Source organism: Sphingobacterium sp. LRF_L2 (genome assembly GCF_965644235.1).
Lineage (GTDB): Bacteria > Bacteroidota > Bacteroidia > Sphingobacteriales > Sphingobacteriaceae > Sphingobacterium.
Window position 1 is genome coordinate 462,896 of sequence record NZ_CBFFRI010000002.1, and the last position, 20,625, is coordinate 483,520.

21 protein-coding genes are annotated in these 20,625 nt (G+C 39.3%); 12 read left to right on the top strand and 9 right to left on the bottom strand.

All coding sequences use genetic code 11. From position 1 onward, the window contains the following. Nucleotides 1-71 precede the first annotated feature (71 nt). Nucleotides 72-1,052: an SDR family NAD(P)-dependent oxidoreductase gene (locus ACSZOX_RS05325; protein ID WP_437918776.1), complete on the top strand. Its 981-nt coding sequence runs from the start codon at nt 72-74 to the stop codon at nt 1,050-1,052. Nucleotides 1,053-1,133: 81 nt separating this feature from the next. Next, entirely contained in the window at nt 1,134-2,141 is a 1,008-nt protein-coding gene (locus tag ACSZOX_RS05330) for an SDR family oxidoreductase (RefSeq protein WP_437918777.1), read from the top strand. Between the two features lie 130 nt (nt 2,142-2,271). Here the strand turns inward: ACSZOX_RS05330 and ACSZOX_RS05335 are convergent, their stop codons facing one another. After that, a complete protein-coding gene (locus tag ACSZOX_RS05335) occupies nt 2,272-2,709 on the bottom strand; it encodes a carboxymuconolactone decarboxylase family protein (protein WP_437918778.1) in 438 nt (145 codons plus the stop codon). A 65-nt stretch (nt 2,710-2,774) separates the two neighbouring features. Further along, a complete protein-coding gene (locus ACSZOX_RS05340; RefSeq protein ID WP_437918779.1) occupies nt 2,775-3,347 on the bottom strand; it encodes a Crp/Fnr family transcriptional regulator in 573 nt (190 codons plus the stop codon). A 193-nt stretch (nt 3,348-3,540) separates the two neighbouring features. On the opposite strand from ACSZOX_RS05340, the gene ACSZOX_RS05345 reads away from it, so the two are divergent. Then, nucleotides 3,541-4,248, top strand: a complete 708-nt coding sequence (locus ACSZOX_RS05345; RefSeq protein ID WP_437918780.1) for a hypothetical protein — start codon at nt 3,541-3,543, stop codon at nt 4,246-4,248. Nucleotides 4,249-4,335: 87 nt separating this feature from the next. Here the strand turns inward: ACSZOX_RS05345 and ACSZOX_RS05350 are convergent, their stop codons facing one another. After that, nucleotides 4,336-4,950: a TlpA family protein disulfide reductase gene (locus tag ACSZOX_RS05350; protein WP_437918781.1), complete on the bottom strand. Its 615-nt coding sequence runs from the start codon at nt 4,948-4,950 to the stop codon at nt 4,336-4,338. 62 nt (nt 4,951-5,012) lie between these two features. Here ACSZOX_RS05350 and ACSZOX_RS05355 point away from each other — a divergent pair, with 62 nt between their 5' ends. Next, nucleotides 5,013-5,456, top strand: a complete 444-nt coding sequence (locus tag ACSZOX_RS05355) for a hypothetical protein (protein ID WP_437918782.1) — start codon at nt 5,013-5,015, stop codon at nt 5,454-5,456. A 19-nt stretch (nt 5,457-5,475) separates the two neighbouring features. Here ACSZOX_RS05355 and ACSZOX_RS05360 read toward each other — a convergent pair whose 3' ends face one another. Continuing rightward, nucleotides 5,476-5,961: a DUF6265 family protein gene (locus tag ACSZOX_RS05360; RefSeq protein WP_437918783.1), complete on the bottom strand. Its 486-nt coding sequence runs from the start codon at nt 5,959-5,961 to the stop codon at nt 5,476-5,478. A gap of 79 nt (nt 5,962-6,040) precedes the next feature. Beyond that, on the bottom strand, nt 6,041-8,611 hold the full coding sequence (locus ACSZOX_RS05365; protein WP_437918784.1) for a phosphatidylglycerol lysyltransferase domain-containing protein: 2,571 nt from the start codon (nt 8,609-8,611) through the stop codon (nt 6,041-6,043). A 517-nt stretch (nt 8,612-9,128) separates the two neighbouring features. On the opposite strand from ACSZOX_RS05365, the gene ACSZOX_RS05370 reads away from it, so the two are divergent. The 4 genes from ACSZOX_RS05370 to ACSZOX_RS05385 all read left to right on the top strand — a co-directional run bounded on the left by ACSZOX_RS05370 (nt 9,129) and on the right by ACSZOX_RS05385 (nt 13,191). Further along, the gene (locus tag ACSZOX_RS05370) at nt 9,129-9,452 is read left to right on the top strand and encodes a hypothetical protein (RefSeq protein ID WP_437918785.1); all 324 of its coding nucleotides are present in this window, start codon (nt 9,129-9,131) and stop codon (nt 9,450-9,452) included. A gap of 537 nt (nt 9,453-9,989) precedes the next feature. Further along, nucleotides 9,990-10,181, top strand: coding sequence for a cold-shock protein (locus ACSZOX_RS05375; protein ID WP_437918786.1), 192 nt, complete (start codon nt 9,990-9,992; stop codon nt 10,179-10,181). A 302-nt stretch (nt 10,182-10,483) separates the two neighbouring features. Then, nucleotides 10,484-10,717, top strand: coding sequence for a hypothetical protein (locus ACSZOX_RS05380; RefSeq protein ID WP_437918787.1), 234 nt, complete (start codon nt 10,484-10,486; stop codon nt 10,715-10,717). A 254-nt stretch (nt 10,718-10,971) separates the two neighbouring features. After that, nucleotides 10,972-13,191 carry a glycosyltransferase gene (locus ACSZOX_RS05385; protein ID WP_437918788.1) on the top strand — a complete coding sequence of 740 codons (2,220 nt, stop codon included), beginning with the start codon at nt 10,972-10,974 and terminating at the stop codon, nt 13,189-13,191. 1,187 nt (nt 13,192-14,378) lie between these two features. Here the strand turns inward: ACSZOX_RS05385 and ACSZOX_RS05390 are convergent. The 3 genes from ACSZOX_RS05390 to ACSZOX_RS05400 all read right to left on the bottom strand — a co-directional run bounded on the left by ACSZOX_RS05390 (nt 14,379) and on the right by ACSZOX_RS05400 (nt 15,732). Continuing rightward, nucleotides 14,379-14,843, bottom strand: coding sequence for a hypothetical protein (locus ACSZOX_RS05390; RefSeq protein ID WP_437918789.1), 465 nt, complete (start codon nt 14,841-14,843; stop codon nt 14,379-14,381). Nucleotides 14,844-14,849: 6 nt separating this feature from the next. Further along, nucleotides 14,850-15,302, bottom strand: a complete 453-nt coding sequence (locus tag ACSZOX_RS05395) for a hypothetical protein (protein WP_437918790.1) — start codon at nt 15,300-15,302, stop codon at nt 14,850-14,852. Between the two features lie 256 nt (nt 15,303-15,558). Further along, nucleotides 15,559-15,732, bottom strand: a complete 174-nt coding sequence (locus ACSZOX_RS05400) for a hypothetical protein (RefSeq protein WP_437918791.1) — start codon at nt 15,730-15,732, stop codon at nt 15,559-15,561. A gap of 493 nt (nt 15,733-16,225) precedes the next feature. On the opposite strand from ACSZOX_RS05400, the gene ACSZOX_RS05405 reads away from it, so the two are divergent. The 4 genes from ACSZOX_RS05405 to ACSZOX_RS05420 all read left to right on the top strand — a co-directional run bounded on the left by ACSZOX_RS05405 (nt 16,226) and on the right by ACSZOX_RS05420 (nt 19,396). Continuing rightward, the gene (locus tag ACSZOX_RS05405) at nt 16,226-17,311 is read left to right on the top strand and encodes an SH3 domain-containing protein (protein WP_437918792.1); all 1,086 of its coding nucleotides are present in this window, start codon (nt 16,226-16,228) and stop codon (nt 17,309-17,311) included. Nucleotides 17,312-17,386: 75 nt separating this feature from the next. Beyond that, nucleotides 17,387-17,533 (top strand): hypothetical protein, encoded by a 147-nt coding sequence (locus tag ACSZOX_RS05410; protein ID WP_437918793.1) that lies wholly within the window; start codon nt 17,387-17,389, stop codon nt 17,531-17,533. 113 nt (nt 17,534-17,646) lie between these two features. Next, entirely contained in the window at nt 17,647-18,303 is a 657-nt protein-coding gene (locus ACSZOX_RS05415) for an AraC family transcriptional regulator (protein WP_437918794.1), read from the top strand. A gap of 10 nt (nt 18,304-18,313) precedes the next feature. Continuing rightward, nucleotides 18,314-19,396 carry a TCR/Tet family MFS transporter gene (locus ACSZOX_RS05420; RefSeq protein ID WP_437918959.1) on the top strand — a complete coding sequence of 361 codons (1,083 nt, stop codon included), beginning with the start codon at nt 18,314-18,316 and terminating at the stop codon, nt 19,394-19,396. A gap of 226 nt (nt 19,397-19,622) precedes the next feature. Here the strand turns inward: ACSZOX_RS05420 and ACSZOX_RS05425 are convergent, their stop codons facing one another. Then, on the bottom strand, nt 19,623-19,988 hold the full coding sequence (locus ACSZOX_RS05425; protein ID WP_437918795.1) for a response regulator: 366 nt from the start codon (nt 19,986-19,988) through the stop codon (nt 19,623-19,625). Nucleotides 19,989-20,625: the final 637 nt, after the last annotated feature.

Consider the following 20,625-nt stretch of genomic DNA (forward strand, 5'->3'; position numbering starts at 1 on the left):
ACGATATCACTGTTATTTTGATTTGAAAAAACAACATAATAATGGGATTAGGGAAAATTTTAAAAATTGCAATGGTAGGGGCGTTGACGACAGCAGCTTTTAAAGCTGTACGTAGGCGGCATGATCGAATGACCCTCCGAGGAAAAGTTGTACTTATTACCGGTGGCGGACGCGGTCTTGGATTTGCTTTAGCACAGGAATTCGCTAAAAGGGGATCTGCTCTAGCACTTTGTGGTAGAAGTGCGGAGCATTTGGAAATAGCCATGCAATCCCTTGTCCAGATGGGGGCAGATGTTTTTATTCATCAAGCCGATGTCAGCGACCGAAAGCAGGTAGACATAGTGATGAACAAGGTAATCGAATACTATGGCCGGGTCGACGTACTTGTAAATAACGCCGGGACGATGTTGGTTGGGCCACATGAAGTAATGGATGTCGAAGATTATAAGCACGTGATGGAGGCAAATTGTTGGTCAGCCCTCTATTGTGCAGAAGCGATCTCACGGCATTTTGTCTCACGTTCTGCCGGACAAATTGTAAACATTGCGTCGATAGGCGGTAAGATTGCCGTACCTCATATGTTACCTTATAGCGTGAGTAAATTTGCACTGATGGGTTTAAGTCAAGGCTTGGCAACGGAACTCGCTCCTGCAGGTATACGGGTGACAACAGTAGTTCCTAATTTAATGCGTACAGGGAGCCCTAGAAATATCTTTCTAAAGGGACAACATAAGCTTGAATACGCTTGGTTTAAGATTGTAGATTCTCTTCCCTTCCTTTCGCAGAGCGTAGCCCACGCTGCTAAGCAGATTGTGGATGGGGTCGAATCCGGCAAATCCGAAATTGTTCTCACGCATACCGCCAAACTTGCTCTTGCGCTGCAAGCCTTTTGCCCCGACTTGCTGGGAAGCGCCCTAAATTTGGCAAATCGCCTGCTGCCTCGTAGCCAAGATACCACGGTAAAAAAAGGATATGAAAGTGAGTCGCCGCTTAGTCGTAATCTACTATCATTGTCATCCGACAATGCGGCCCGGAAATACAACCAGATTTAAAGTATAGGCAGCACACAAACGAGAGAATAGGGATCTATAGAATAAGATGCATATGGCCATAAAAAAACAGATAATTTACATATGAAAAAAGAAAATAGTATCATGAGTAGAAGACAGGCACTTAAAGGCATGGGAACAACTGTGGCTACGTTGGTGGTTGCTCCAGCGATAGGGACAGAAGCTAACGTTTCGACCAATAGAAATATAAATGTATTGGAAAATCCAGTGGACAAATATCCTCAACCGCCTTATCCAAAGCAAAAGCAGCCACACCCCGGTTTGGCTTCCAAAATGGATCCACTGCCCGATCATGGCGAAAAATCCTATAAGGGAAGCGGACGTCTGACAGGACGTAAAGCCCTTATTACTGGGGGCGATTCGGGCATAGGGCGTGCCGCTGCTATCGCTTACGCAAGGGAAGGGGCTGATGTGGTCATCAATTACCTCCCGGCAGAAGAGCCGGATGCAAAAGAGGTTATTGCCCTGATCAAAGAAGCAGGACGAAAGGCGGTTGCTGTGCCAGGGGATATTACGGACAAGAATTTCTGTAAGGAACTTGTCGAAAGAACGGTCGCGGAACTAGGGGGACTTGATTTACTGGTAAACAATGCGGGCTACCAAAAAAGTAATCCATCAATTTTAGACATTAGTGATGATAGTTTCGATGCCACAATGAAGACCAACATTTATGCACTTTTTTGGATTACAAAGGCTGCATTGCCCCATCTGCCAGCAGGATCGTCGATCATTGCGACGGCATCTGTGCAAGCCTATGACCCTGGCGAGAATTTATTTGATTATGCGCAGACCAAGGCGGCAAATGTGGCTTATGTAAAATCACTTGCCAAGCAATTGGGACCTAAAGGTATTCGGGTAAACGGTGTAGCACCGGGGCCTGTGTGGACGGCATTGCAAGTATGTGGTGGTCAAGAGCAGGATAAACTGGAAAACTTCGGCGGCGATTCACCCTTGCAGCGCGCGGGGCAGCCTGCGGAGCTGGCTTCAATTTTCGTGCAATTGGCCGACAATGGAGCTAGTTTTTCAACAGGCCAAATCTATGGTGCTGCAGGTGGCGGAGGACATCCATAAACTACTTGATTCCTTATTTATATACTCGATCGATTGTCTGATGCGGCCAAATCAGCTGCTGTAAAGCATTTTCAAGATCATCCTCTTTTTTGCTACCGGCAATAACAGGATGATCTTGAAAGAACGATTGTTAAATGGGTTTATGCGTACTGACGGCAATCCTGTTCCAGGCATTGATGGTGGCAATAGCCATGATAATTTGTGCAATTTGTGTTTCTGAAAATAAGCTGCATGCTTTTTGATAGGTCGCATCGCTTAATCCATTGTTGGCAATAAGGGTAATTTCCTCGGTCATGGTTAGCGCAACCTGCTCTTCTTCGGTATACAGATCGGCGACTTCTTTCCATGCGCTCAGCAGAAAGATACGTTGGGCTGTCTCTCCGTTTTTGATCGCGTCTGTGGTATGCATGTTAATACAAAAAGCACAGTTGTTAATTTGGGAAGATCTGATTTTGATGAGTTCTTTCAAAGTGGTTGAAAGTTCGCTGCTCGCGAGGTAAGTTTCGAGCGCATACATTGCCTTTAAGGCTTTCGGATCAGCGGTGTTGATGTCTAATCGTGTTTGCATTGTGTGATCGTTTTGATTTATATTCCAAAGCTACACGGCCTGATGGCTAAAAAACTTAAACGGGTTTAAGAAATGTTTTTCTTTCTTATCTCGCTGAGATATTCTGGTGTAAAACCAAGATAGGAAGCGATCAGATACTGTGGCACGCGTTGTAAAAATTCAGGTTGTTGCGCGCGGAAATGGTGGTACAACTCTTCCCTGGAAAAGTCGTAAAGAAATTTTATACGCATTTGCATTGCACCATACGCTTTCTCAAAAATTAGTCTAAAATATTGCTCCATGGATGGATGCTGTTTGAGGAGAAGCTTATAGTTCTCGCCTGTTATCGCGAGTATTTCACAGTCCTCTACCGCTTGGATATGGAATTCAGTTGTACTGGTATGCTTAAACGCAAGTACATCCATCATCCACCAACTCTCCAATGCAAATTCGGTGGTACGTTCAATGCCTTTGTCATTGATGAAAAATTTACGCAGCAAACCCTTGCTCACAAAGTAAATATGCTTACAGATTTCACCTTCGACGATCAGATTTTTTTTCTTAGAAACATGCAATCGTTTAAAATATTGAACGATTTCCGCGAGTTCTTCTTCCGAAACCTGTATAAACTTTTGGATGTGATGTGCTAAGACTTCCATAAGACGAAGATATAAAAACAAGGGAAATTGTTTGCGGAAGGGAAGCTGATAATTCGAAAAATAGAAATTAAATATAAATGCTATTTTGTTGCATTTATATTTAAATAGTTTATATTTGCAATGTTGTTGCGTTTGAATAGGTCGCACATTTCTAAAGAATCAAATTAACATCTATTATAAAAATCAAAGTAAAATGAAAATTAGAAAAATGAGTAAAGCGTTATTAGCGATGATGATTGTTGGATTTACGGCTACTTCACTTTCTTCTTGTAGTAGTGATGATGCTGTGGAACCACAAAAGGAGGGTATTCAACGTTCTCAAATTACGTTTACTGAAGTTAGTGGCGAGACTGTTGAAGCACATGGGGATCACTTCCACGGACTTGATGCCGGTACGGAGGGCGAGAAAATTGTGGTTTCTTTTGACGATGCCGGAAATGCGACAGAAAATGGTCATTTGCATCTGGAAGCGGATGCTGTATACAAGATGGAACTGAAAGTCTGGGATTATAACGGAAAGGAAATTCAGAACGAGTTTATAGCCAATAAGGCTGCTGCGGATCAGTACAAAGCTTTTATAGTTGGCGGAAATTTTATTCTTAATCCGAATACCACAGATGAAACGGGGGCTATTTTTCAACCTCGTGAGGTCACTTATGCTGACGGTACTGCGATAGATGGTAAATACGAAATGACGGGGGTATTATCTTACTTTACTATTGGCCATCAAAATGAAGGAGCTAAAGAACTGGTATTTGTGCTTCGCAAGCTTGATGCAGGCGTTAAGGCATCGATCGAACGAGTGGATTGGAACCGCGAAGATTATGAAGAGGCTTTTGCCGGTGAGAATGTACTAACCTTAAAATTTGAAGTGCATGCCGAAGAAGGGCATGATCATTAATGGATAAAAAATGGCCTCCTCATTTGAAGTTTATAGGAGGAGGCCATTTTTCTATGGCCAATTTAAGCCGCTGAGCTTTACTTTTCTTCATTCCGCTGCCAATGCTTTCAGTTGTTCGATAAACTTCTCTGTACCATAATTTGCCAAACGTGTATGCTGAAGTCTGATGTTTCCTTTTTTATCCAATATAACAGTTGTCGGTAATCGTCCCGAGTATATCTCTTCTGGAACAGGACCGTGTGTGGTATAAAGAGGCACGGTAAATTTTTCTTTGTTGAGATACGCTTTTGCCAATGAAAGGTTGCTGTCTTCGTTGATAGTCAAAAAGAAAATATCCGGGTCATCTTTAACGGTGGAATAAAGCTTTTCGATCGACGGAAATTCTGCACGACAGGGCGGACACCAGGATGCCCAGAAATTGATAAAGACAACTTTTCCTCTGCAGGAAGATGTATTGCGATGGTTCCCGTTTTCGTCGATAAAATCAAAATCAATAGGTGCAGAAATCTGACGATCTACTTCTTTATCGATGCTGGTATTAAAAATTCCTGTTTTTATTAATTGCCGCAGCACGAATGATTTTGCTTCGGGGCTAAGGAGCATTACTCCTGTAAAGATGACGAGCAGTACAGTTAAACTATTTTTCCGGATGTATTGCCAAAGTCCTTTGGCTACATCCTTCTTTTCATTAGTATTTGCCATAATCTTGATTTGATATTCGTTTATCCTGATTAAATTTAAAACGGATTAAAAATAAAACATACATGTTAATAATCAGAACTCGTTTTATCTTCTTCCTATTTTTTTTATTCGCAATAGGAATAGAAAGCTGCGGTACGAACAATGATCGATCGAGTAATTCATATACAGCCATTCATAATCGCGATACCGCTTTACTCCGTTTAACGTTGTATGACAAGAGCTTTTTCGGGAGTTTAATAATAAGGAAACCGGGGCATGTGATCGATTCTGGAAAAGTGCAGGGAAAAATTATTGCAGATACGCTCTTAGGCGATTTTTATTATTTGCCATTTGGGAGCAGACACAAGAAAAGGAGAGCTATTGCTTTGCTTGTCCGTGGAGATTCGCTCTTGCGCGGAAGGGGAGTAGAGAAAGTGTACCTAGGTATTCCTTACCATGAACCCGGCACGGTTAGCTTCGATAGTGTAGACTATACTTTCTTGCCGGATAAAATGGAAACTCAGTAAGGGAGCGTAGACACACTGTTTAGTTTATTCTCACGAAATCAAAGGGGATCTCCATTTCTTCGTTAGAAATTTTGGCTTTTAACTTTTCTCCTTCCATCCAATATTGAATGTTGTTCGGAAAGTCTATAGAGTCGTTTACACAAGTGAATCCATTCTTTTTCAGTTCAATGAGCATAAATTTTGTGGCTTCTTTTTCAGCTGGCATTTTTACAAACAGGTTCCATTTTCCATCAGATTCGATGATATCCATTTTTTCTTGACTTATTGTGTCGCCTTTTTGCAACGTAAATCCAATTCCTGAATATTGGGTTGGATTGATTTTTTTCCAATATTCATATGTTTCTTTGCCGGCTTCCTCGTTGCTTCTTTTCCAATTGCCGACCAGCCAATCTAAACTTTCATTGTTTTCGGTAGTTGATGCTGTATTTTCAGTCTGGTTCGTTTTTTTTGCTTGGTTACAAGACAAAATCAATAGGGAGACGAATAGAATAGCGACACTTTTCATAGTATTACTGTTTAATATCTTAAATATACAAAAAACGGTGACTATAAATGCTTTATTTATAGTGCTTTTTGTTTTTTAATTATGGCTTCATGATCTTCGAAAGAATCAAGGGCAAGGAGGCTAGGTCATAATGATTTTCATAGATCAAGTATTTTGTTTCCCATTGCGGTCCAAATTTATCTTTAAAATCGTAGAGCCCTTGGTAATGCCTGAATTGCCTTAAGCGTTCGTATGCAAATTTCATCACCCATTCAGGCAATCCTTGCGGTTTGTCGATTCCAGACATGGCTGCCATGCCCATGTTGAGGTATTGTTTTTCGCTCAACTGGAGCTCGGCGATAATAGCAACGATTAACGCATCCATGACACCTGCCGGTGCATCTTCGGTTTTTCGGATTAGATCGTAGGTTCCTTCATCTGGCGCGTAGTCGGGTATAATATTCAAAAAAGCAACGACTTTTTCATCTGTATTTTCAATACAGATTATTGTTTGTGTTTTGAGTTCCTCCCAATCAAACATGCCTGATGAAAAAATAATTTCTTTTCGCTCCATGCTTGTTAACCACTCGTCAGACACGTGTTTTAGTTTTTGAAGGAGTCCATCTTTGATAGGGGCAGCATGAACGACCGCACTGTATCCCTTTTTCTGCAGTGCGTTGAGCGCATTTCGGAGCGACTTTCGCTCTTTGCCTTCCAGCGAAAACGAAGGCAGATGCAGGCGTGCCTCTTGGCCCAGTGGTAATGCTTTTTTTCCGATAGATTGAAAAATGGATAGCCTATCTTCGGCTATTTTGTAATAGGCTGTTTTTAAGCCATTATCGAAGCAGAAACGTTCGAACTCGGCTATGACTTGCTGAATGATTTGTTGATCGTCTGTACAAACGGGTTCGCCAAGAACGATAGCAAAACCACCAGATGTTTTATAGGCAATAAATCCACTTGTTGTTTTGCTGAAGAAGTACGCTTTGTCGGGATAGGTTTTAAAGTAATCATCGGCTGTTCGGCCAAAGCGTTGCAACAGTTGCATGGCTTGCGCGCGTTCTTGTTCCAAGGGTGTGACGTGGAAAATAAAGGGCTTAATAAATACATAGACGAGTAAGGCTAACGATATTCCGCCGAGGAAATTGATCGAACGTACAAAACCTAGCCCAAAGCGTGTGACTGGTTCGGGATCTGGATCGAGTAAAATAAAACTTCGAAAAGTGCTTTTGATCGATTCCCAGAAGGAGAAGTCTACGTTAAAATCCTTCTTGTCTAGCAAGTAAAATCCAATGGTTCCGTAGACCAATACAGCTAGCAAAATAAAAAGGGAGGTTTGTATCCCAAAATTTTGCAAGTGCGGGTCGCCCTTTAATCGATAGTTATTGCGGGTGAATACTAAGACGATTATAGTAAATAAAGCCAAGGAAGCTTCTTCGTAATCAATTCCTTTGGTGATGTTTCCAACGAAACTTAAGCTTGCGAACAGTAGGGCCAGCCACCATGCGTTACGTAATCCGCGCACGAGAAAAGCAGCACAGCATAGCAATAGGATGCCTAAAATTAATACGGCAACGGATGAAAAATGTATAAGATCTAAGGGAAGAAAGTTTTCGAGAAGACGCACGCGATCTCTGAAGGGAGGGGTGAGTACCGAAATAATATTGACGAAGCCCAGTAGCGCCAGTAAAACCCCGGGGAGCAATCGTAAGATGATGTTCCCTCGGACGAAGAAAAAGGCGGCGATGCCCGCCAGTAAGGGGAGCCAAAATTCAAATACCCGATAGAGTAAGGTTACCGATAGGGCTTCGACTTGCGACATACCATAAGATTGAAGTACCAATATTAATGATATTTCTACGGCACCTAAGCCTCTCAAAAATGGTGATATCGCAAAAAATAGGGTCGCAATGATGTAACCAGCTGCACAACTTTCGACAGAAGCTGGTACGCCTAGTGCCTGCATGGCAATATACAGGTGTAAGATGCCGACTACTTCAACGCCAATAGAGCAAGCAAAAGTGTAAATTAAGGGGCGCTTTTGAAATTTTCCCTGCCTGATTTCGTTTGCTAATACTTCAAACTGTGGACTAATACGGTAGAGTAATTTGTACACAAATCCTTTTTGTATAAACGAGTAGGTTGCTAAAATAAGTAAGACGATTAAACTACATAAACCGATGAGTGCTGTCCATGTACTTGATGAGGCACTCTTTGTAAGACTTAGATAGGCAATGACAGGCAAGGCTACAAAAGCGAGAGAGGCAATGCCTGCCATGCCAAATATGTAGGAAGCAAAGCCTATTTTGTTTTTACTGATTCCTTTGCGCTCGATTTCTTCTGTAAAAAAAGCGAGCGAAGTGACACCGCCTCCGGGAAGAAACACGCTGACAAGGTTCCGTTTGAGAAAAAGGCGCAAGGCTTCTGTCAACCGGATAGGGGAGCGCACAGCTTTAAAGGAATAGATATACATAAAGGCTTGTAAAAGAATGTATATCAGCGTAACAAGTAATCCTATAACGACATACAGCGGTTGTGCTTGCTCGATTACTTTCCTTGCATTGGCAACTTCTGCATACTGTTTACGGAAAAAATAAGCTGCTAGAATAAGGAATAGAAAGGCTAGAATCTCTTTGAAATAATAATTATTGGCTTTTAAATGCAGTTTCATAAGGTTAATGAGGATTTAGCGTGCGATTTACGTCTCTATAGTATGCTTAAATATATTGGTTTTCATGCGGTTAAGTTCTTACAATAACAGCAATAAAACAATAGTGTTGATAGAATGTTTGCATGGAATATTGCTTATGAGCAAATCTTATCTCACACCATCGTTTAAAGGTTGTCCGAATAGAAAAAATCGGATAACAAATTCTTTTTTTAATTTTTGCAAAATAATTTGAATAAAAAACCTATATTTGTTTTAGGTTAATAATTGGTTTGTAGCCCCTTGCCGTCGCCCGACTGTAAGGGGGCTTTTTTTGTTGATAATTATCCTTGAATCTCCATGTTTAAAATCCGATAAGATGTTGTCTTGCTGTAACTGTTTGCTAAAAATAAACGGCTGAAGGGTAGCTCATTGAATAGTTCACCGCTTTCTATCCATACGAAGAAATTTATTTCTACGTTTATTGTTTATTAATATACTTTATTTTTATATTTTAGTTTATTATTACACTTTTAACGGTATGAAGTTAGCAATCTTTACTATTGACGCTTTGAATTTGTACAATAAGATAACGCCCGCGATGAGATCGGGAGAACTGCACACATGGACGGTAATCGATCGAGATAATGGAGGCATCTGCTATAACTACACGCCTAAACTATGGTCGGAGAAAGTATTATTGGTACCGGAGATCGGAACGGACAATTTATTGATTTCTACGCGGCATTGGAGAGGTGGGTATGTACCTAATGAAGATATGAAGGCTTTTGTATTAAGTAAGTTTGTGGAAGTTCTTTTGGGTCATTTTCGAGATAGTTTTGATACGTTCCGTTTCGAAAAATAAGAACTCTTGATCTATTTTTTACCTAAGTTTACTCGTTGAGAATATTAGAAGTTTGTTTTTCAGGATTAATATGAATCAGCGTAGTGGGGTGAAAAAATCCCCCTACCACTCCGCACGAGGACTCCCCAAAGTATAATTTTCATAAGCTTAGTTGATAACAATGAAGGTCACTAATTGTTTTAGAAAAAATAATAAAAAATGTATTTTATTTTCTACAGCCTTGTTTTGCTAAAGAAGATATTCAGGTGAATAAAATAATTATTCGATAATTCTGCGCGGAAATGTAGTCACTATAAGGTTTTGAAACGAGTGTAAATGAAGTGCTTTTACTTGTATGCTTAGAGGTTGTCGTATTTCAATTTAATGAGTAAAACGAAAATATGTTGATAATATCTTAATGAACATGAAAGTAGAGTGGTATTTTCTCCATCTTTTTTATATGTCATTGCTGAGTAATAAAATGTTTTATAACTTTTTATTAAATAATTTATCGTATGTTTACATCAGTTAATTATTTTTTTTATTTATTTAATCATCATGAAAGAAGGTGTCGTGAAATTTTTTAATGAAACTAAGGGTTTCGGATTTATTACTCCAACGGAGGGAGGTCGCGAGATCTTTGTACATTCCACGGGACTTACAGAGGATATTCGTGAGAACGACCATGTATCCTTCGATGTAGAAGAGGGACAGAAAGGCCCGAACGCAGTAAATGTTAAGTTGATCTAAAATTTTCTTGCAAATAGTGTAAAAAGCCGTTCTCCGTTTTGAACGGCTTTTTCGTTCACCCGCCTCTATTTTTCTACATTAGCAGCTCCATATCTAGACTTAACTACACTCCTGATACTAGCTGCTTATTCTACGCTTTTAAGACACGAGTGCCTTTTCACTTTTTGCATTACTGTTCTTGAAATTATGATTTATAACATTTGATTTCCGATACAAAATATGAAATGTCCATGATTGCAAACCGAGTGAAACGAGCTCATTTATTCCAATGAAATCTAACACTTATAAATAATTATTTACATATGAAAGCAATTAGCAAGTCGCAGGTCTTGATTTATATTGACCAAGTCCGAGAGCTTTTGGAAAGTCAGTTTCCTGAAGTAAAAGATAAAACAGAAGAGGAACTTTTTGAATATTTTTTTACTGTTAAGCGATCACGCTCAATGCAGTATGGTGAAATTATTTCTGAAGAAGAATTATTTTATGTTAGGGATAAGTTCAGAAAACTTGATATTCCAGTGTTCGACCATCTATAGAATTGAAAGTTTTGTTTAGCATATTTTATGTCTTGATCGAAGGATAAAGTGTATTACATTAATCTTACTTTTTATCCATTTACTTTCCCTTGTTTTTAAATAGGGGACAAGTTTATTTTTTTATGAATCTTGTCAAGATTGTCAATTTTGATATTCGGTGATTCTTATTTTATCTATTTATAAATATCCCTAAGTAGCTAGGTCTTGTGAAGATGCAGGATGTTTGTTTTCAGGATATTAATCTAACATAACAGATGACAATTACACAAAAAAAAGGTATAGTATTCCTGTCTACTTTTCCGCCACGCGCCTGTGGAATTGCAACGTATACTACAGATCTCATGACGGCGATCTCTGATAAGTTTCTCCATGCATACGAACTGATCCCTGTTCCAATTGAAAACGAAGCTAACAAATTCGTCTATGATTTTGTCCATGACTACGTTCTTAACATCTCAGAGGAGGATTCATTTAATGACTTGTTGGTGCATTTGAATTCATCTGCGGACATTGATTTGCTTTTTATTCAACATGAGTTTGGTCTATTCCGAGGGCAACAAGATTTTTTTTATGAATGGCTGTGTCAAATAAGAAAAGATATCATTTTGACATTCCATACGGTACTTCCTGCTCCAAGCAAAGAAATGCTGGAGGAAGTACAGGCTATAGTGAATGCTTGTACCAAAGTGATTGTGATGACTAAAGATTCAGCTCGACTCCTTGTTAATGACTATCATATCAATCCAGATAAAGTTATTATCGTCCCACATGGCACACATCTAGCTCCGGCGACGGATAAGAATGATATTCTTCATCGATATGACCTTGTTGGTAAAAAGGTGCTTAGCACTTTTGGTCTTTTGGGACCAGGGAAAAGTATCGAGACTACATTGGAAGCTTTGCCTGAAATTATAAAAAAAACTCCTGAAGTTATATTTCTTATATTAGGAATGACACATCCGACATTGTTGCAACAAGAAGGTGAGCGGTACAGAACGTTGCTTGAAGGTTTAGTAGAGACTTATGGTATTTCAGGGCATGTCCGCTTTGTAAATGAATTTTTGGCGACAGAAGATTTGCTTTCTTATTTGCTGGTTACAGATGTTTATCTTTTTACTTCTAAAGATCCATGGCAGGCTGTAAGCGGTACATTTTCCTATGCACTGAGTACAGGGTGTCCAATTGTGTCAACACCTATACCGCATGCTCTTGAAGTTTTAAATGCAGATATGGGTATCATGATAGATTTTGATGCTCCTCTACAGTTGGCTAGTGCAGTGAATCAAATTCTGGATGATACGAAGCAATTGGAAACAATTCGTCATATTAATCTTCGAAATATGGTGACCACTTCTTGGCAGAATGTGGCTGTGGCACATGTAGATATATTTGAAAATCTTGTTGGTGGGCAACGGGATATAATTTATTCCTTTCCCCCAATAAATTTGGATCATATTTTCCGAATGACTACAGATATTGGTCTTGTGCAATTCGCTCATATCTGTTCCCCTAATCTGGAAAGTGGCTATACTCTCGATGACAATGCTCGTGCACTTATAGCAATGTTACATCATTATAAGCTTTTTGAGTCGTACGAGGATCTTGCCGTAATAGACAAATACCTTTGTTTCATTGCGCGCTGTTTGCAAGAAGATGGAACATTTTTGAACTATGTAGATAAGTTTGGCAATTTTCTCGCGAAGAACCAGGAGGAGAACCTAGAAGATGCGAATGGACGTGCCATTTGGGCGCTGGGAGAACTTTTGGGAATGTCGGATATACTGCCTGAGGCATTGACTAAACTTGCTTCAGACCTCACGGAACGTTCCTCAGTTAACTTTCTACGTTATAATTCTCCAAGGGCCATGGCCTTTATTATTAAAGGATTGAGTTGTAGTAAGAAAGCTGATTACGACAAGTATGTCGAAGTATTTGCTGATAGGCTAGCAGCTATGTTTAATCATGAAAGCAGAGAAGAGTGGAATTGGTATGAATCATACCTTACTTATGCTAACAGTGCAATTCCGGAGGCTATGCTTTGTGCTTATGAGGTTACTGGAAAGTCAACGTATAAGATTATTGCCTATAAATCATTTGATTTTCTGCTTGAGCGGATTGTACGAGTTGACGGAATACGGGTAATTTCTAACAAAGGATGGGCATACCGCGATAAGCCACTTAATAACGCTCTAGGGGGAGAGCAACCTATTGATGTTGCATATACTATAATAGCACTTGACCGCTTTTATAGGGAAAGTGACAATTACCGCTATCGGGAATTATTGAATGTTGCATTCGATTGGTTTCTAGGTCGTAACAATATTAGACAAATAGTTTACAATCCCATAACTGGCGGATGCTTCGATGGCTTGGAGGAAAATGCTGTTAATATTAATCAAGGTGCAGAATCTACGGTGAGCTATCTTATGGCCAGGTTAATTATGTGTTCTTACACTCAACGAAAAGAAAACTAGCAATGTAGGAGCAGGTGTAATTATTTGAATATCAATTATTATTTGTACCTTTAAAAAGAATATCCGCATTTACTTAACCCTTTGGGCGGATTATATAGAAATAAAACGATAGGTTTTATTTTTTAGATCGGATATAATCCCTTTCTCTTTAAAGCACGTAGCATTCTGGACCTTCAAAAACGAATAATATGCGTCGGTTCCCTATGTTTGCTTACCAATTTTCAATGTAAGGACGACGTTGAAGAAAATTAGACCATTAAATTTAAATCTATTCATCATGAGCAAAGATCAGAAAAAAGTAAAAAGCACAAAAGAAAAAACGCAATCTTCCTATCAAAAAGAGAAAGATACGCCGTCAAAAGATACGGTAAATGTGTTTAGTAAGAAAAAGAAGTGATATATTATACAGATATTCCTGAATGTTTTGCTGGTATCAGGTTTTTGTAACAGCCGCTCTTAACTTTTTTATTTTAGAAATAGATCTAATTTTCGTTTTAATAAACGATTTTTTTCAACGGATTACATTTCTTCTATTCGAGTATAAGTTATATAATATGATAGGTTGCGATTTACAGGGACCCAAAGTGTCGTTAGCGTACTTTCGTTAAGAAATCTTCAATGATAAGATGTATTGATGTTAAAGCAAGGAGCGGTTTTTCAGATCATTGGTAGTGATGTCGGATAAACCCTAACGTAATGGTTCGTTGTCAGAAATAATATAGAGCGTCTCAGACAACAGAGGCGCTCTTTTAGATTAATCGATGTATTTATTAAGATATTCAATTTTTGAAACGCCCTTTTTGTGCTAAAATCCTTTTTGGCTTGAGATTGATCTACTTCTGAGTGTGTTGTTTTCATATGAGCCTATTAATCCGAGTTTGCTGTCAATGGTGATACCGACGAGGGTTTCAAGATCCCTTCCCGTGAAATAGTATACGTTGTTGCTTCTGCCTAATAGATCGTATCGTTCTAAGTAGAATTCTGCAACATCTTCGCCCAGAGTTGAAGGACTCGATTTGAAAAGGAGGGCAGATGCCAGGTATTCGTTGTTGTCAAATAGATAAATGACATTGTTTACGTGTTTTGAACCATCATAATAAAGGAGTGCTGTTTCTAGGGCTGTTATTTTTAAATAGCAAAGACGGCCAATTGGCCGTCTTTGTAACTGTTACCAACATGAACAATCTTTAGTTGGGTGGATAGTAAGTAGCAAAGACGAGTCCGCCCCATGATTCCCATGCTCCGCTTGTTGTTTCTATTCCGGTATGAAATCCTACAGGAGTGGGTGCTGTGTAGTCCAAATAGATACTGCCAGAAAAGGTTTGTGTGCCTAGTGCATAGCTAGGATAATCGAGGTTCCAGAACTGAGCGCCCATGTAATCGTCTTCGTATGCTCCGCTGTAAAACCAGTAGTTGGAAGAAGATGTAGGTACATTGACGTTTATTTCATAATTTAATGTTCTTCCATCATGTAATAGTTCGTATGTAAAACTGAGTTTTCCATCTCCGGAGTCGTAATAGAGTGTGCTGTTATCGTGGTACAGTGTTCCTCCCGGAGGAGCTGAAAAGTGGAAGTCTGACCAGTCGATAGTCTGTCCAAAAGCGGTCGTGCTGATCCATAAAAGGAGGATGCTAAAAATTATTTTTTTCATGCTGTTTTAATTGGGGTAATAAGTAGTAAAAAGTCCGAAATACTGATTTATGTTCGATGATGTGGTAACATTGACGACAAGATTTAAAGTTTCTGGGTCATTCTGAGGGAGTATGACACTGCCTGATAAAGGTGAGCCTTCGTAATTATCCCAAAGTGTTGTTAGTTCAGTGGGTTCATAAATAGAACCTTCGCTGTAGCCATGATATTCGAGTGATGTTACGGGGTCGCCGGACAGCGGGCTCACTTGTATGTCGTAATACAGAATGTTGTCGCCATTGATCGATTTTACGAGTTCATACTCTACTTTCAATAGACCATCTGTGCTGGTGAAACTTAATTTGGTATTATCGACATAGGTAACACCGGGATTTGAAGCAAGGAAGCTCCAATCCATACTTTGTCCGAATGCAGTGGCACTGATCCATAAAAGTACCATACTAAGCATGATTTTTCTCATTAATTTTTGTTTAAAGGTTTATAATAATGACTAAATAATAAGCTAGATTGCCGCACTTTTCCCTGCGCTCATTGGTTACGTGCAGTGAATATAGATTTATTTTTTTGCTTTGGCATCCTGTACAGTCCTGATTTAATTGGGGTTTTAAATCATTGTAGACTTGATATAGCACTTAGTCGTGCATGTTGTTCGTGAAAAAAAATCGATTCTTGGTTTTTCCAAAAATCGATTTTTTTTTCATTTTTTTATGAGATGATTACCAGTCTATTTTGACCAAAGCCACGGCCTGTCTTGCTAGTTCGATTGGCACCGTTATCTTCCCATCGACTAAGGTTACTTTTTTTGTTTCGGTACAAGCGAGTTTCCCTGATTTTTCAAGTTCAGTTGTCTGCGCTGCGGTAGGCTCTTGGGGAGATCTCATTTTTTCCATACTTCATAGGAGTTACTGTGTTGTGCGGCTATGAGGTAGATGTTTAGGGTAGCCTGTTTGTCAGGTACTTGCTGTACGCTGGAGCGTGTACATCCGATTATCGAAGAGGTGACCTACGTTGCTGTTTTTGTTTAGCACATATGTAGTTGGTTGGCTAAGCTACAAACTGGATTGTAACGGTTGTTGAATGGTGGAAATATAGGTTTTCTATTCTTGTATTGCTGCTAAGAGGATTTTCCTGTTTAAATTTATTCTAAAAATATGCTGTATTCCTTCTGTAAGTATCGTTAGATTTTTCTATTTTTAAAAATATCCGGTTTTGGGCAGGATGCTTTGGGAAGTAAAAATATCTTTATTAAATTGTTCATAATAAGGTTGTTATTGTGACTTTGTAAGTTTGATTTTTGCAGTTTAATCTTGTTCTCAAGATGGCACATTCTTAGTTTCGAAAGCCGCTGAAATGTAAATTCCGGGTATGTTAATAATACTCTTTATGAAGAAATTGAACTATTTTGTCTATCTGGCATCGCTTTTTGTATTTTTTAGCTGTAACAACAATGCACAAACGAGAACGCATGTTGTTCAGGATTCACTTGCTGATACGGTAACGCCAATGGATGACAATATGGGCAACCCGATCGATTATGATCAGACGGAAGTGATTGGAACGGTGTATGTCATCGACCGAAATGGAACAGCAATGAAGCAGCAGGCCAATAAGGAGGCGAAATCTCTAGGGGTTTATGCGTTCGGAACCCGTTTGGATGTTATTGAAGAGACGGAGCAATGGCTTGGGGTAAGGGATAGAGTTACCCGAAAATTTTCGAAAGATGGTAAGGAGATCGAAAGTAATGGTTGGGAGAAGGTGTATGTGTTAAAAAGTCAAACGGGCGCAATCGATGAGATAACACTCATTCCTTCGGATCTTAATATTGTTTCTTTACTGAGCGCAAATCAAAAAACCGAAACCTATGAAAATGGAAAACAGCTTACCGAACATGTTCAGTTGGAACTAATCAATAAGGCGCTATTTGACAGTAAGAAGAGTACTGCTGTGAATTTTCTACTGGCGGATACTGCCGCGCATAGAAAGACTAATGGTGTCATTGAGTTGGTTTGCGATAAAAAAACGGTAACCTATGTTGATAAGCCTGATGCGGAAGCTGATATTCAGGAGTTTCAGTATGTGGGGCAAATAGCATTTTTGAATCACTACCTTATTATGGGATCCTATTGGGAAAGCGCTGACTATCGCTTTGTTGATAAGACCAGTGGTGAAGAAACGAATATCTTTGTGGACTATCCCTATGTTTCACCGGACAGGAAGTATGTACTGTGTATTTATGCAAACCCTTACGAGATTACGGCTGATTTGGAGCTTTATACTGTTGCTGATAATAAGCTGAACAAGGTTATGGATGCGAGCTTTAAAAACTGGATGCCGAATGAACAGCAGGCTGCTATGTTTTGGGGGGCTGATGGTTATTTTTATTTGGCAGCGAACCACGCTAATGCTTTCTGGGGGGCTGACGGAAAATTGAATGATAAATGCCAGTATATGAGAATTAAAATAGTGTAGTACCTCCATTGGGACGCTAAATTACCGCAGACCGAAAATTCTTTTTTGCCGCGGGGAATAAGATTTGTATATACTATGGCGGGTGCATTTTATCCGAATTGGGGACTTAATCAACGGGTAGGGGTAAAAATTGATATTCCTATTGTACAGAAAGTAGAGGATGTGGAAGGAGGAGGGGATATGTGGATCAGAAAGGCAATAGAGTATATTGATCAAAACTGAGATCATGGCCTATGCTGTGAAATTTAAATACTTGCTCAACGGAATTTATAATGGCGTTACACCTGACTCTAGAGAATATTCATAAGCTTTATAATATAGATCCGTCTACCAAAATGGACTGGATAGTCATTTTTCGACAGGGAGGTAGCCCGGATCTCGAAATTCAACCCAATAGCCGTCTTTTTGATGGTTTACTTTTGGGTTTTTTGATGCGCGGAACGATGAAGGTACAGCTTCACTTTTTGGAATATGAAGTTACGGCTGGAGATATTGCTGTTTTGCAACCGCAGCTCATGATAGATACCAAATCATTAAGTCCCGATGCCGAGATTGTAACTGTCGGACTTTCGTCAGACTTCATCTCTGGATTCACTATGATGCGGGAGCTTGTGATGAATGATTATGTACGTTGGCAACCGATCATTAGGCCTTCGGCAGAAGAAGTAAATCTCCAAGAGGATTTAATACGTCTATTGGAACGTTTTTATAAGAAAACAACAAGTCGTAAAAAAACAGAAATGCTACAATATCTAGTTGCAGCGCTGGTATCGATGATCGCGGAGAAATACGCTGTGCGGCCGGAAAAGAACAGTGTGGTACAAAGCCGTACGCATGAACTTATTGACGAGTTTTATGTGTTGATTTCAAAGTATGCACATGCGGAGCGTACGGTGAGTTTCTACGCGGATAAGCTACATCTGACGCCGCAATATCTTTCTACTTTTCTAAAACAACATACCGGTAAGTCGGTCTTGCAGTGGGTATATTAGTCAGGCGGCGATATATGGTGGATGGCTTGCTTTTGCATATGCTTTTACCCAGTTTATCTGCTCACCCATCGTTGGTAATCTTAGCGATAAGTATGGTAGGCGGCCTATTATCTTAATTTCCCTGTTCGCCTTTGCTTTAGATTATATCTTTTTGGCACTAGTGCCTGCTATCGGTTGGCTTTTTGTAGGTCGGGTTATTGCCGGTTTGACTGGTGCTAGCATGTCGACAGCAAGTGCCTATATTGCTGATATATCTACGGATGAAGATCGAGCAAAGAATTTTGGGATGATCGGAGCTGCTTTTGGACTTGGCTTTGTTATCGGCCCTGTACTTGGCGGGGTTCTTGGGCATTATGGCGCTCGAGTGCCGTTCTACGTAGCGGCGGGACTGTGTCTGTTAAACTTCTTGTACGGATATTTTATACTGCCCGAAAGTCTGGATAAGGAAAAGCGTCGGGAGTTTAGTTGGCAGCGTGCAAACCCGATAGGATTATTTAAGTTTTTAGGAAGACATCCCCAGATATCGGGTATAATGGCAGCTATGTTATTGACTTATATAGGACTGCACGCGGTACAGAGCAATTGGCATTTTTTTACGATGTATGAGTTTGGTTGGGATGGACGAATGGTGGGGATTTCGCTTGGATTTCTAGGGCTACTATTGGGATTGGTACAGGCTTTTCTTATCCGTTGGACAATGCCTAGATTTGGCGAAAAGAAGAATATATATTACGGTCTTTTCTTTTATGCGCTAGGCTTGTTGCTGTTTGCCTTTGCTGGGCAGGGCTGGATGATGTTTGCCTTTCTTCTTCCTTATAGCCTTGGGGGGCTATGCGGCCCCGCGTTCCAATCTGTTATGACTAAAAATGTGCCCTCAAATGAACAGGGGGAGCTTCAGGGAACATTGAGCAGCTTAGTGAGCGCTACTTCAATCGTCGGTCCGCCTGTCATGACGGGTTTGTTTTCCTATTTTACACAAAAGGATGTAGCTTTTCAATTTTCGGGTGCGCCATTCGTACTGGCATCCATACTGATGTTCTCAAGCCTGATAATTGTCTATTTTATTTTCAAACGAAAAAGAGAAAGACAATAGACGGTGATTTTTGTGTATAAATAAGTATGCTATTAAGAGATTAGAGCGTAGAATCGAATAGTTTTTTTAAGACTATTTGCGACTTCTGATCTATTTCATCTATATGAAATAGGTTTACAACAGTATTTCGTTTCTATCCATAATTGTATAAAGAGATACTTTCAAAAAAGGATCACAAGAAAATGAAATCTAGAACTACTTAGTATAATCTTTATAATTCATTAATCTATTTCATTACATTGTTAACAACGTTTATCAGATCTTCCATGTCAAAAGGTTTGGAAATGAATATGTCAGCTCCGGATTTCGTAGCGACGTCTCTACCATCTAGGCTTGCGGACATACATAAAATTATCAGATCATTAAAATCTGGATTATTTCTTAGTTTTCGTACGATATAATCACCTGACATTTTAGGCATCCAAAGGTCAATTATTAATAATTTGGGACATTCCTTAGTAATTTCGGTTATTAAAGTTGAACTATTTATACAGGATCTTACTTCAATATCGTGCGATTGAAGAATTAATTCTATAACATGCAATATTGCAAAATTATCATCGCATACCATTACATCATTTTTATATACCATTCTCGAGAGATTAAATTTTCCTTCTACCCTGGGCAATGAATGAAAACTTCGAATTTCTGTATATATTATGGTTTAATACGAAAAGAGAAAGAATTACAGCAAACTATGTCTTGAGCTTTTTAAATTACAGCAATAATTCGGCCAACTTTTTAATATAGTAAGTTATATTGTAGAATGAAATGCCTTTGTTTTCGCATAGCTGATCAATGACCTCAAAGTCTTCTTTATGCTAGTTTCTTTTTGCACACCTCTAATTGCGAATACTGTGATAATTTTATTTTTTTGTCGTAAACAGCGTATGTACGATTGTTGTTGCCAAAATCGGATACACTGGTGTAGTAGCCAATTTTTTAACGGTGTTTGTATCTTTCGCATTCAAACAGTTCTATAAATATCTGCGTAAACCACTTCTGTCATTGATTTCCTTTAAGAAATCTACATGATTTTATCGTTGGATTACAAAGACTTATTTTGAGCTAACACCTAGCGAAATTGCCTTCGGTTACTATGAAGAAGTATCAACATTATTACAGATTCAAGAATATTATGCTTTTATGCGAAGGCTGTTGCAAATACGTACTTCGAGGCTAAATCAAATAAAGTAATCTGCTCCGCTCGTTGTTTTTTTTATACTATT